Source organism: Mycobacterium sp. ABE4_509, assembly GCF_056160785.1.
This window is the reverse complement of the sequence record NZ_JBSWXU010000005.1, coordinates 15,804-29,233: the sequence shown is the minus strand read 5'-3', so window position 1 is coordinate 29,233 and position 13,430 is coordinate 15,804. Positions and strand designations below refer to the sequence as shown.

Genomic DNA, 13,430 nt, shown 5'->3' with positions numbered 1-13,430 from the left:
CGTGGTTTCCACCGCGCCCAAGTCGACCGAGAAACTGGCCGACACCGAAGCGACCGTCCGGCTCACCGTCGCCCAGGCGACCGTGCGCTTCCTGGCCAACCAGTTCGTCGAACGCGACGGCGAGCGGCACAAGTTCTTCGCCGGATGCCTGGGCATCTTCGGCCATGGCAACGTAGCCGGCATCGGGCAGGCGCTGCTGCAGGATGAGGTCGAGGCGGCCGAGACCGGCACCGAGCCCGGCCTGAGATACGTCCTGGGCCGCAACGAACAGGCCATGGTGCACACCGCGGTGGCCTACGCCCGCCAGCGGGATCGCCTGCAGGCCTGGGCCGTGACCGCCAGCGTCGGGCCCGGCGCCACCAACATGCTGACCGGCGCCGCGCTGGCGACCATCAACCGGATCCCGGTACTGCTGCTGCCGTCGGACACCTTCGCCACCCGGGCCAGCGCGCCGGTGCTGCAGGAACTCGAGCTGCCGTCCAGCGGGGACGTCACCGTCAACGACGCGTTCAAGCCGCTGTCCCGCTATTTCGACCGGGTGTGGCGGCCCGAGCAGCTGCCCGCGGCGCTGCTGGGGGCGATGCGCGTGCTCACCGATCCCGCCGAGACCGGAGCGGCGACCGTCGCGCTGCCCCAGGACGTCCAGGCCGAGGCGTTCGACTGGCCGGTGTCGCTGTTCGCCGAGCGGACCTGGCACATCGCCCGGCCGCTGCCCGAGCGGGCGGTGATCGCCCGCGCCGCCGAGGTGATCCGGTCGGCCGCCAAGCCGCTGATCGTCGCCGGCGGCGGAGTCATCTACTCCGGGGCGAACGACGCCTTGGCCCAGTTCGTCGCGCAGACGGGTATCCCGGTGTGCGAGAGCCAGGCGGGCAAGGGATCGCTGCTGCACGACGATCCGCGCTCGGTCGGAGCGGTGGGCTCGACCGGAACCACCGCGGCCAACGCGCTGGCCGGCGATGCCGACGTGATCATCGGGATCGGCACCCGCTACAGCGATTTCACCTCGGCCTCGCGCACCGCGTTCAACAACCCCGATGTCCGGTTCGTCAACATCAACGTGGCGTCGCTGGACTCGGTCAAGCAGGGCGGCATCAGTGTGGTCGCCGACGCCCGTGAATCCCTGGAATCGTTGGCCGACTCGCTGAGCGGCTACACGGTCAGCGATGAGTATCGTTCCCGCATCGGCGAATTGATGGCTGAGTGGAACGCGACGGTGTCCGGGGTGTACCGCACCGAAGACGGGGTGGCGCTGAACCAGAACCAGGTGATCGGGCTGGTCAACACCCTCTCCGACGCCCGCGACGTGGTGGTCTGCGCGGCCGGGTCCATGCCCGGCGACCTGCACAAGCTGTGGCGGATGCGTGACCGCAAGGGCTATCACGTCGAATACGGATACTCCTGCATGGGCTACGAGATCGCCGGCGGCATCGGGGTGCGGATGGCGGCCCCCGACCGCGACGTGTTCATCATGGTCGGCGACGGGTCCTACCTGATGATGGCCACCGAGCTGGTGACCGCCGTGCAGGAGGGGGTGAAGGTCATCCCGGTGCTGGTCCAGAACCACGGCTTCGCCTCGATCGGCGGACTGTCGGAATCCCTCGGCTCCCAGCGCTTCGGCACCGCATACCGGTTCCGCAGCGGTGATGGCCGGCTCGACGGGGCCAAACTCCCGGTGGATCTGGCCGCCAACGCGGCGAGCCTGGGCGCCGACGTCATCAAGGTGGGCACCGCCGCCGAGTTCGCCGACGCCGTCAAGGTCGCCAAGGCCGCCGAGAACACCACGGTGATCCATGTCGAGACCGACCCGATGGTCTACGCGCCGGACAGCCACTCGTGGTGGGACGTCCCGGTCAGCGAGGTGTCCTCGCTGGAGTCCACCCAGCAGGCCTACCAGCGGTACGCGGACTGGAAGAAGGTCCAGCGACCGCTGATCAATCCCTCTGATCGCTGAGGAGAACAGATGTCCGACTTGCGCGTTGCGGTGCTCGGCGTCGGCGTGATGGGCGCCGACCACGTCGCCCGGATCACCTCCCGGATCTCCGGGGCCCGGGTATCGGTCGTCAACGACTACGTCACCGAGAAAGCCGAGCAGATCGCCGCCGAGATCGACGGCTGTCGCGCGGTGGTCGATCCGATCGACGTGATCGCCGACGCCGACGTCGACGCGGTGGTGCTGGCCACTCCGGGAAGCACGCATGAGAAGCAGCTGCTGGCCTGCCTCGAGCACCGCAAGCCGGTGTTGTGCGAGAAACCGCTGACCACCGACGTCGACACATCGCTGGACATCGTCCGCCGCGAAGCCGAGCTGGGGCTCTCGCTGATCCAGGTCGGCTTCATGCGGCGGTTCGACGAGGAGTACATGCGGCTCAAGACGCTGCTCGACGGCGGCGAGCTCGGGGTACCGCTGATGATGCACTGCGTGCATCGCAATGCCGCGGTCCCGTCGTATTTCGACAGCACGTTGATCGTCAAGGACTCCCTGGTCCACGAGGTCGACGTGACGAGGTTCCTGTTCGGCGAGGAGATCGCCAGCGTGCAGATCGTCCGGCCGGCCTCGAATCCCGGTGCTCCCGACGGCGTGGTCGATCCGCAGGTCGCGATCATGCGCACGGTGTCCGGCAAGCACGTCGACGTCGAGCTGTTCGTCACCACCGGAGTGGGCTACGAGGTACGCACCGAGGTGGTCGGCGAACACGGCAGCGCGCTCATCGGTCTCGACGTCGGGATGATCCGCAAGTCCGCATCCGGAACCTGGGGCGGCCGACTGACCCCCGGATTCCGGGAGCGATTCGGCCGCGCCTACGACATCGAGATCCAGCGCTGGGTCGACGCGGTCCACGCCGGTGCCCAAACCGGCCACTACATCGACGGTCCCACCGCGTGGGACGGCTACGCCGCGGCAGCGGTGTGTGCCGCCGGCGTCGAGTCACTCCACAGCGGTGCGCCCGCCGACGTCGCGCTCGCAGACCACCCCTGAACCGAAACACGAAGGAAGACAACGATGACGAACACAATTTCGCACTGGGTCGACGATGCCGTCTTCACCGGCAGCTCCGGCGCGACGGCGCCGGTGACGAATCCGGCGACCGGCGAGGTGACCGGGCAGGTCGCGCTGGCCTCGGTCGCCGATGCCCGCACCGTGATCGATGCGGCCGCGGCGGCGTTCCCGGCGTGGCGGGACACCTCGCTGGCCAAGCGCACCGCGGTGCTGTTCAAGTTTCGCGAGCTGCTCAACGAACGCAAGGGCGAGCTGGCCGCGATCATCACCGCCGAGCACGGCAAGGTCCTGTCCGACGCACTCGGTGAGGTCAGCCGCGGCCAGGAGGTCGTCGAGTTCGCCTGCGGCATCCCGCATCTGCTCAAGGGCGGGTTCACCGAGAACGCCTCGACCAAGGTCGACGTGTACTCGGTTCGCCAGCCGCTGGGCGTGGTCGGCGTCATCAGCCCGTTCAACTTCCCGGCCATGGTGCCGATGTGGTTCTTCCCCATCGCCATCGCCACCGGCAACACCGTGGTGCTCAAACCCTCGGAGAAGGATCCCAGCGCAGCGCTGTGGATGGCCGAGCTGTGGAAGGAGGCCGGGCTGCCGGCCGGGGTGTTCAACGTGTTGCAGGGCGACAAGACCGCCGTCGACGAGCTGCTGACCAACCCCAAGGTCAAGTCGGTGTCCTTCGTCGGGTCGACCCCGATCGCCAAGTACGTCTACGCCACCGGCACCGCGCACGACAAGCGCGTCCAAGCCCTCGGCGGCGCCAAGAACCATGCGGTGATCCTGCCCGACGCCGACCTCGACCTGGCCGCCGACGCCATGGTCAACGCCGGCTTCGGCTCGGCCGGGGAACGCTGCATGGCGATCTCGGCGTGCGTGGCCGTCGGCCCGATCGCCGACGACCTGGTCGCCAAGATCGCCGAACGGGCCTCCGGCATCAAGACCGGTGACGGCACCAAGGATTCGGACATGGGTCCGCTGGTCACCAAGGCCCACCGCGACAAGGTTGCCTCCTACATCGACGCCGGCGAGGCCGACGGCGCGAAGGTCGTCCTGGACGGCCGTCAGGTTTCCGCCGACGGTGGAGCCGAGGGGTTCTGGCTGGGCCCGACCCTGCTGGACAACGTGACCACCGAGATGAGCGTCTACACCGACGAGATCTTCGGCCCGGTGCTCGCGGTGGTGCGTGTCGAGACCTACGACGACGCCATGGAATTGGTGAACAACAACCCCTACGGCAACGGCACCGCCATCTTCACCAACGACGGCGGGGCGGCCCGGCGGTTCCAGAACGAGGTTCAGGTCGGCATGGTGGGCATCAACGTGCCGATCCCGGTGCCGATGGCCTACTACAGCTTCGGCGGCTGGAAGGCCTCGCTGTTCGGTGACAGCCACGCCCACGGCATGGACGGGGTGCAGTTCTTCACCCGCCAGAAGGCCATCACCAGCCGCTGGCTGGACCCTAGCCACGGCGGTATCAACCTCGGATTCCCCACCAACTAGCCCCCTTGCGATTTCGGCGTGGTTGTCGTCGCAGAACAACGACAACCACGCCGAAATCGCGCTGAGGTGGAGGAGCGGCACCCTTGCACCCCCATCCATTCTCTGACTATGGTCAGAGAATGGATGGGGCCATGACCGCCGGAGTGCGCCGCTTCAACCGCGTCGTGACCCAACGCATCGGCGTGCTCACCGACAGACACCTGGCGACCGCGCGGCCGCTGGGGCAGAACCGCATCCTGTTCGAGATCGGTTCCGCCGGCGCCGACGTCCGGCAGCTGAGGGCACGACTGGACCTGGACTCCGGACACCTCAGCCGGATGTTGCGCGCCCTGGAAGCCGAGGGATTGATCACCGTCGACACCAGCCCTGCCGACGGACGGGTCCGCACCGCCACGCTCACCGCCGACGGCCGCCGCGAGCTGAACCGCCTCGACGAAAGCTCCGACGCTCTCGCCGAGTCGATCCTGCTTCCACTCAACCCATCTCAACGCAGCCGGTTGTTGGCGGCCATGGCCGAGGTGGAGAAACTTCTGACAGCCTCGACCGTGGAAGTGCGCGAAAGCGATCCCCGCTCCCCTGACGCGCGAGAGTGTCTCGGCACCTACTACGCCGAACTGGCCGAGCGGTTCGTCGGCGGCTATGATCCGGCCCGCAGCCCTGTCCACGATGCCGAGATGACGCCCCCTGCCGGACTCCTACTGGTGGCGTCGTTGCATGCCGCGCCGGTGGGTTGCGGGGCGTTGATCTTCCAACCCGACTCGGCCGGCCATGTCAAACGGATGTGGGTCAGGGGCGACGTCCGCGGCTTGGGACTCGGCCGCCGCATCCTCGGTGAACTCGAAGACCGCGCACGGCGCCACGGTGTGACGGTGATGCGCCTCGAGACGCGCGACGAACTGCCCGAAGCCATCAGCATGTACACCTCGTCCGGGTACCGCGAGATCGCGCCGTTCAACGACGAGCCCTACGCGCACCGCTGGTTCGAGAAGCGTCTCGACCGCTGATGGCCGCACCCACCCCGAACACGACTGCCCGCCCGGTGGAGGCCCGGGCGGGCAGCGCGTGAACAAGCCCTGATCAGAGGATGTAGAGCATCTCCTGATAGGTGGGCAGCGGCCACAGGTCGTCGGCCACAACGTTTTCCAGCGCGTCAGCGGCGGTACGCACCGCTTCCATCGCCGGCAGCAGACCCTCCTGGGCGTGCTTGGCCTCGTCCATCGCCGAGTCACCGGCATGCTCGGCGAGCGCCGCCTTGAGCGTGCCCACGGCGGCGGTCAGATCCGCGATCGGGCCCGACACGGCTTCGAGCATCGTGGTGTCGGCGTCAACCCCGGCCGCCTTCAGCGCCGCGACGTTCTGGGCCAGCTCGGTCTGGTAGCGCACCGCTGCGGGCAGGATCACCGTGGTGCCGATCTCCAGCGACAGCTTGGCCTCGACGCCGATGGTCAGCGCGTACTGCTCGAGGCGGACCTCGTAGCGGCTGTGCAGCTCCCGCTCGTTGAACACGCCGTACTTGCTGAACAACTCCACCGACTCGGGGTCGATGAGCGCCGGAAGCGCATCCAGGGTTGTCTTGAAGTTCGGCAGACCGCGCGAGGCCGCCTCGATCTGCCAGTCATCGGAGTATCCGTCACCGTTGAAGACGACGGCGCCATGCTCGGTGATCACCTCGGTGAGCAACTGCTGTACCGCCGAATCGAACTCGGCGCCGTCGGCAACGGCCTTCTCCAGAGCGGTGGCCATGTAGTCGAACGAGTCGGCCATGATGGTGTTGAGGATGATCATCGGCACCGCGACCGTCTGTCCCGAACCCGGGGCGCGGAACTCGAACCGGTTGCCGGTGAAGGCGAACGGGCTGGTGCGGTTGCGATCGCCCGGATCGGTCGGCAACACCGGCAAGGTGTCGACACCGATGTGCATGACGCCCTTGCCCTTCGAGGACGTCGCCGCACCCTTGGCGATCTGCTCGAAGACGTCGGCCAGCTGCGCGCCGAGGAAGATCGAGATGATCGCGGGCGGCGCCTCGTTGGCGCCCAGGCGGTGATCGTTGGTGGCCGAGGCCACCGAGACGCGCAGCAGCCCGGCGAACTTGTGCACGGCCCGGATCACCGCCGCGCAGAACACCAGGAACTGGGCGTTCTCGTGCGGGGTGTCGCCGGGAACCAGCAGGCTGCCGAACTTCGAGTTGCCCATCGAGAAGTTGACGTGCTTGCCCGACCCGTTGACACCGGCGAACGGCTTCTCGTGGAACAGGCACTCCATGCCGTGCTTCTGGGCCAGGTTCTTGAACGTGGTCATCAGCAGCTGCTGGTGGTCGGAGGCCAGGTTGGCCTTCTCGAACATCGGCGCGACCTCGAACTGGGCGGGCGCGACCTCGTTGTGCCGGGTCTTGGCGGGGATACCGAGCTTGAACAGCTCACGCTCGGTGTCCATCATGAACGCCAGCACACGGTCGGGGACGGCTCCGAAGTAGTGGTCGTCGAATTCCTGGCCCTTGGGCGGCTTGGCGCCGAACAGGGTGCGGCCGGCGTTGATCAGATCCGGGCGGGCGAGGAAGAAGTGCCGGTCGACCAGGAAGTACTCCTGCTCGGGCCCGCAGTAGGACACGATGTGCTCGAAGTTGTCGTGGCCGAAGAGATTGAGGATGCGCTCGGCCTGGGTGCCCATCGCCTGCTGGCTGCGCAGCAGCGGGGTCTTGTAGTCCAGCGCCTCACCGGTCATCGACACGAAGACCGTCGGGATGCACAACGTGTTGCCGTTCGGGTTCTCGAGGATGTATGCCGGGCTGGTGACGTCCCAGCCGGTGTAGCCGCGGGCCTCGAACGTGCTGCGCAGCCCGCCGGACGGGAAGCTGGAGGCGTCCGGCTCGCCCTGGATCAGGGTCTTGCCGGCGAACTCGGCCAGCGTCTCGCCATCGGAAACGGGTTCGAGGAAGCTGTCGTGCTTCTCGGCGGTGAAGCCGGTCATCGGGTAGAAGACGTGGGCGTAGTGGGTCGCGCCCCGAGACAGCGCCCAGTCCTTCATCGCCGCCGCGACGGCGTCGGCGACGGCCGGATCGAGCTTGGTGCCCTTCTCGATGGTGGCCACGACGGACTTGAACACCGACTTGGGTAGCCGCAGCTGCATCTCGGCCTTGGTGAAGACGTTCGAGCCGAAAACCTCGCCGGGCGCTTCGCTCGGGTCGAAGCTGAAGGCTGGGGGCTCGTATCCCTCAACGTTGTAGATGGCCTGGAGGCGCACCGCATTTCCGCTCAATGGTTTTCCTATCCCTGATTCGACCGGGGGCCGTCCGACCCCTACTCAAGACGTTCGACCGGCCTACCTTAGGAACGACGCATGCCGATCTTGTTACGTCGGCGTCAACGCCAGAATGCAGCCGTTACCAACCCGGGCTTTGGGTGACGGGGACGTCATGGCGGCGCACTGCCCGACCGACCACAATGGGGGCATGCCCACTCGCCGCCACCCGGACCAGGACACCGACGCCGACATCGACGAGAACGCGGTCACGGTCACCGACCGGGAGCATGAGGCGGCCGGGGTGCCCGCGGTACTGGTGTCGCTGCGGCGCGGGCTGGAATCGATGGGCCCGCTGCGTACCGCGGCCACGCTGGCCAAGCTCAACCAGCGGCACGGCTTCGACTGCCCGGGCTGCGCCTGGCCCGAAGAGCACGGCGGCCGCAAGCTGGCCGAGTTCTGCGAGAACGGCGCCAAGGCCGTCGCCGAGGAGGCCACCACCCGGGTCGTCACCCCGGATTTCTTCGCCCGCCACCCGGTCGCCGAGCTGGAGACCAAACCCGAGTACTGGCTGTCCCAGCAGGGACGGCTCACCCACCCGATGGTGCTGCGCCCCGGCGACGGGCACTACCGGCCGATCGGATGGGACGAGGCCTACCAGCTGATCGCCGACGAGCTGCGCGGCCTGTCCGGCCCCGACGAGGCGGTCTTCTACACCTCGGGCCGGACCAGCAACGAGGCGGCGTTTCTCTACCAGCTGCTGGTACGCAGCTTCGGCACCAACAATCTGCCGGACTGCTCCAACATGTGTCACGAATCCTCCGGTGCCGCGCTGACCGAGTCGATCGGGGTCGGCAAGGGCTCGGTCACCGTGGAGGACCTGGTGGAGTCCGACCTGATCGTCATCGCCGGACAGAACCCGGGCACCAACCATCCCCGGATGCTGTCGATCCTGGAGAAGGCCAAGGCCAACGGCGCGAAGATCATCGCGGTCAACCCGCTGCCCGAGGCCGGCCTGATGCGGTTCAAGGATCCGCAGAAGGTGCACGGGGTGATCGGTGACGGCGTGCCGATCGCCGACGAGTTCGTCCAGATCCGCCTCGGTGGGGACATGGCGCTGTTCGCCGGGCTGGGCCGGTTGCTGTTCGAAGCCGACGACAAAGCCCAGGACAACGCGGGGCCGCACGCCGGGATCGTCGACCGCGACTTCGTGGCCGGGCACTGCGCCGGCTTCGACGACTACGAACGCCGCACCCGCGCCGTCGACCTGGACACCGTCGTCGAGGCGACCGGCATCGACCGCACCCAGCTCGACCGGGTGGCGGCGATGATGGCCGGCGCCCAGCGCATCGTGGTGTGCTGGGCGATGGGCCTGACCCAGCACAAACACGCGGTGCCCTCCATCTCCGAGATCTCCAACGTGCTGCTGATGCGCGGCATGATCGGCAAGCCCGGGGCGGGCCTGTGCCCGGTGCGCGGGCACTCCAACGTCCAGGGCGACCGCACGATGGGCATCTGGGAGAAGATGCCCGAGACCTTCCTGGCCGCCCTCGACGAACGGTTCGGCATCACCAGCCCGCGCGAGCACGGCCTCGACACCGTCGACGCGATCCGCTCGATGCGCGACGGCAAGGCGGGCGTGTTCATGGCGATGGGCGGCAACTTCGCCTCGGCCACCCCGGACACCGCGGTCACCGAGGCCGCGCTGCGCCGCTGCTCGCTGACCGTGCAGGTGTCGACCAAACTCAACCGCAGCCACCTGGTGCACGGCCGCACCGCGTTGATCCTGCCGTCGCTGGGCCGCACCGACCGCGACGTGCAGGCCGGCGGCAAACAGCAGGTCTCGGTCGAGGATTCGATGTCGATGGTGCACCTGTCCCGCGGCAGCCTGCACCCGCCCGGCGAGCAGGTCCGCAGTGAGGTCGCCATTGTCTGCCAGCTGGCCCGGGTGCTGCTCGGCCCCGAGCATCCGGTGCCGTGGGAACGGTTCAACGCCGACTACGACGCCATCCGCGACGCGATCGCCGCGGTGGTGCCCGGGTGCGCGGACTACAACCGCAAGGTGCGCGCCCCCGACGGTTTCCAGCTGCCGCACCCGCCGCGTGACTCCCGCGAGTTCCCCACCACCACGGGCAAGGCGAACTTCACCGCCTACCCGCTGGAGTGGGTACCGGTGCCGGCCGGCCGGCTGGTGCTGCAGACCCTGCGCAGCCACGACCAGTACAACACCACCATTTACGGGCTCGACGACCGTTACCGCGGCATCAAGGGTGGCCGCCGCGTCGTCATGGTCAACCCGGCCGATCTCGAGGCCTTCGGCCTGTCCGACGGTGACCGCGTCGATCTGGTCTCGGAGTTCACCGACGCCGACGGTCACTCCCAGCAGCGCCGCGCCGAGGACTTCGCGGTGGTGTCCTACTCGACCCCGGTCGGCAACGCCGCGGCCTACTACCCGGAGACCAATCCGCTCGTCCCCCTCGACCACACCGCCGCCAAGTCGAACACCCCGGTGTCCAAGGCGGTCGTGATCAGGCTCGAGCGGCGGGGGCAGAACTAGTGGGCAGGGTCACCGCACGCCGGCGGGTGCGCCACGTGCGGGCCGACGAGGCGACCGCCCGGCCCGAGACCCTGGTGGTCGAGGAGCCGCTGGAGATCCGCGTCAACGGTGCCCCGATCACCGTCACGATGCGCACCCCCGGGGCCGATGTGGAACTCGCGCAGGGTTTCCTGCTCACCGAGGGTGTCGTAGCGCGCCGCGACGACATCGTGGCGGTGCGCTACTGCCGTGGCGCCACCGAGGAGGGGACCAACACCTACAACGTCCTCGATGTCACCCTGTCCGCCGGGGTGCCGACACCGGATGTGGACCCGACCCGCAACTTCTACACCACCTCGTCGTGCGGGGTGTGCGGCAAGGCCTCGCTGGAGGCGGTGCGGCTGATCAGCAAGCACGGCCCGGGTGACGATCCGTCGACGGTCAGCGCCGACACGCTCTGCGCCATGCCCGGCAAGCTGCGGGAACGTCAGAAGGTGTTCGCCGCGACCGGCGGCCTGCACGGTGCCGCGCTGTTCGACACCGACGGCGCCCCGCTGGTGGTCCGCGAGGACATCGGCCGGCACAACGCCGTCGACAAGGTCATCGGCTGGGCGCTGGAGCAGCGCCGCATCCCGCTGGGCGGCACGGTTCTGCTGGTCAGCGGGCGGGCGTCGTTCGAGCTCACCCAGAAAGCGGTGATGGCCGGCATCCCGATGCTGGCGGCGGTCTCGGCGCCGTCGTCGCTGGCGGTCGACCTGGCCAGCCAGTCCGGTCTGACCCTGGTGGCGTTCCTGCGGGGTGAGTCGATGAACATCTACAGCCGTCCGGACCGGGTGACCGACTGAGCCGGCGCCGGATCGCCCGAATTTCCCGCCGAACGTAGCCGCGCTAACAGACCCCCCACCGGGACCTTGAATAGGTTGCCCGGCAAGGGCCTGGAATCCATCTGCGATCCCTGCGTGCCGCAAAGCCGGTTCTAGTGCACGGCCACACATCACAACGGGAGGACTGTCGGTGCGATCTGCGGAGCTTGTTGGTCGGGTGGGCGGGTTGGCGGTAGCGCTGGGCATCGGTACGGGTCTGCTCGCCGGCGCCGGCGCCGCGTGGGCGGACTCGGAACCGGACTCGTCGGCTGGTTCCGATTCGACGACGTCGTCGAGTGCTGACTCGGGTTCGTCGACCGCATCCACATCGCCGGCCTCCTCATCGTCATCGGCTGCCGGCACCGAGTCCTCGGATTCGGCATCGGCCGAAGACGATTCGGACGACACCAGCGGCGGTGACTCCGAGGACGGCACCGAGGACGACGCCGAGAACGACGCCGCGGATTCGACGCAATCCGAGGAACAGCAGGAGGAACTGGACCTCGCAGCAGACGAATCGGACCTCGCTGATGCGGACTCGTCGCACGTGGAGGACGGCGCCGCAACCGAACCGGCCGAAGAGGCGACGGCCCCCCTGGTCGACACCGAGGAAGCCGGACTGCCGGCCGCAGAGCTGTCGAGCGACGAAAGCAGCGAGGACGGTGCCGAACAGAGCGCAGCAACGTACGCCGCCTCGGCAGGCACCGAGGCCGACTCCCTGAGCGCGGCCGCGGTGACGCAGGACGAGGTCGTCGATGACACCGGGTGGGTGCTCGACGACGCGACGGCTACCACGGTGGCCGGCCAGGTCCTGGCCACGAGCACCCGGGACCTCCCGCTGACCTACACGCTGACCGCCGGACCGGACCAGGGCGGCTCGGTCGAGCTGGACGAGGACACCGGATACTTCACGACCACGGTGGGTCCGTCGGTCGTGAGCGGCAAGGCCACCGAGGAGTTCACCGTTCTGGTCTCCGAGACGACGCACCTGGTGGCGGCCCTTCAGCAGGTGCCGATCATCGGGCAGTTCGTCGAGCCCGCGGTGCGCATCCTGCAACAGACGCCGATCGTGAACCTGCTGCTCATGCCGCTCATCGGCAGCGCCGTCGCGGTGCCCGTGCGCGTCGATTCCAGCATGCTTGCGGGGCGGCCCGCGACGATCTACGCCCCCTATGTCGACGTGACCCTCGATGATCCGAAGTTCGACTACGAGACAGCCGTCACCGAATACGGCATCGACAGTTTCAGCCTGGCGTTCATCGTCAGCGATCCCGACGACCCCGGGACCCCGGTGTGGGGCTACAGCACCGCTTACGCGCTGGATGACCCTTACATCACCAGCACGATCGACGAGATCGAACTCTTGGGCGCCGATGCCATTCTGTCTTTCGGCGGCGCTCTGGGGAATTACCTGGCCACCGATATCACCGACGTCGACACGCTGGTCGACGCCTACCAGGACGTCATCGACGCCTACGAGATCTACAACCTCGACTTCGACGTCGAGGGAACCCAGTGGGAGGACGAGGATTCGGTGGACCGGCGCAACAACGCGATCGCGCTGCTGCAACAACAGAACCTGGAAGAGGGCAATGAGGTCACCGTCTCGTACACGATCCCGGTGCTGCCCACCGGCCTGACCGACACGGGAATCTACGAGCTGCAGAGCGCGATCAACTACGGCGTGGACGTCTCGGTGGTGAACATCATGACGTTCGACTACTACGACACCACCTTTGCGCCCACCGGCGAGTACTACATGGGTGACCTGGCCGTGCAGGCGGCCACCGCGGTGCACGACCAGCTGGCCGATCTCTACGGGGACGCCAAGACCGACGAGGAGCTGTGGGCGATGATCGGCATCACGTCGATGATCGGCTACGCCGACGATCTCGACGAGGTCTTCTATCTCCATGACGCACAACAGATCGTCGATTTCGCGGTGTCCTACGGAATCGGCAGGCTCTCGATCTGGTCGGCCAACCGCGACATGGCGGTCAGCACCGATGCAGATGGCTGCAACTCCGACTTCACCGGCTCGTCGAACTACTGCAACGGGATCAGCTTCGTCGACTTCGCCTACTCGCGGGTGTTCGAACAGGCCGAGATGGCCGGCACCGACCCCCGAACCGGCACACAAGTGTGACGCCAGGTCCCGGGTCACCGGCTGAGAGCACAGCCCCCTGATCTGCAATCTCCACGCATTCTCCACACAACCTCCAAGTGCACGGCGGGGGTGATCGCCGAACATCGAGGGCATGGCTGAAGTGCTCTTCGCGTCCTGGCCGCAAACCGCACCGCG

8 protein-coding genes are annotated in these 13,430 nt (G+C 67.8%); 7 read left to right on the top strand and 1 reads right to left on the bottom strand.

Annotated features, from left to right (window positions below):
- Position 1 precedes the first annotated feature (1 nt).
- The 4 genes from iolD (at position 2) to ACXAID_RS02065 (ending at position 5,496) form a co-directional block, all read left to right on the top strand.
- Positions 2 to 1,951, top strand: coding sequence for a 3D-(3,5/4)-trihydroxycyclohexane-1,2-dione acylhydrolase (decyclizing) (gene iolD / locus ACXAID_RS02080; RefSeq protein WP_475020517.1), 1,950 nt, complete (start codon positions 2 to 4; stop codon positions 1,949 to 1,951).
- Positions 1,952 to 1,960: 9 nt separating this feature from the next.
- Complete coding sequence (locus ACXAID_RS02075) at positions 1,961 to 2,977, top strand: Gfo/Idh/MocA family protein (protein WP_475020516.1); 1,017 nt, start codon at positions 1,961 to 1,963, stop codon at positions 2,975 to 2,977.
- A gap of 24 nt (positions 2,978 to 3,001) precedes the next feature.
- Positions 3,002 to 4,492: a CoA-acylating methylmalonate-semialdehyde dehydrogenase gene (locus tag ACXAID_RS02070; protein ID WP_475020515.1), complete on the top strand. Its 1,491-nt coding sequence runs from the start codon at positions 3,002 to 3,004 to the stop codon at positions 4,490 to 4,492.
- A gap of 119 nt (positions 4,493 to 4,611) precedes the next feature.
- Positions 4,612 to 5,496 (top strand): bifunctional helix-turn-helix transcriptional regulator/GNAT family N-acetyltransferase, encoded by an 885-nt coding sequence (locus tag ACXAID_RS02065; RefSeq protein WP_475020514.1) that lies wholly within the window; start codon positions 4,612 to 4,614, stop codon positions 5,494 to 5,496.
- A 73-nt stretch (positions 5,497 to 5,569) separates the two neighbouring features.
- Here the strand turns inward: ACXAID_RS02065 and ACXAID_RS02060 are convergent, their stop codons facing one another.
- Positions 5,570 to 7,747, bottom strand: coding sequence for a glutamine synthetase III family protein (locus ACXAID_RS02060; protein ID WP_475020513.1), 2,178 nt, complete (start codon positions 7,745 to 7,747; stop codon positions 5,570 to 5,572).
- Between the two features lie 193 nt (positions 7,748 to 7,940).
- On the opposite strand from ACXAID_RS02060, the gene ACXAID_RS02055 reads away from it, so the two are divergent.
- The 3 genes from ACXAID_RS02055 to ACXAID_RS02045 all read left to right on the top strand — a co-directional run bounded on the left by ACXAID_RS02055 (position 7,941) and on the right by ACXAID_RS02045 (position 13,274).
- Positions 7,941 to 10,286, top strand: a complete 2,346-nt coding sequence (locus ACXAID_RS02055) for an FdhF/YdeP family oxidoreductase (RefSeq protein ID WP_475020512.1) — start codon at positions 7,941 to 7,943, stop codon at positions 10,284 to 10,286.
- Positions 10,286 to 11,110: a formate dehydrogenase accessory sulfurtransferase FdhD gene (gene fdhD, locus ACXAID_RS02050; protein WP_475020511.1), complete on the top strand. Its 825-nt coding sequence runs from the start codon at positions 10,286 to 10,288 to the stop codon at positions 11,108 to 11,110. The genes ACXAID_RS02055 and fdhD overlap by 1 nt, the downstream gene beginning before the upstream one ends.
- 169 nt (positions 11,111 to 11,279) lie before the next feature.
- Complete coding sequence (locus ACXAID_RS02045; protein WP_475020510.1) at positions 11,280 to 13,274, top strand: chitinase; 1,995 nt, start codon at positions 11,280 to 11,282, stop codon at positions 13,272 to 13,274.
- Positions 13,275 to 13,430: the final 156 nt, after the last annotated feature.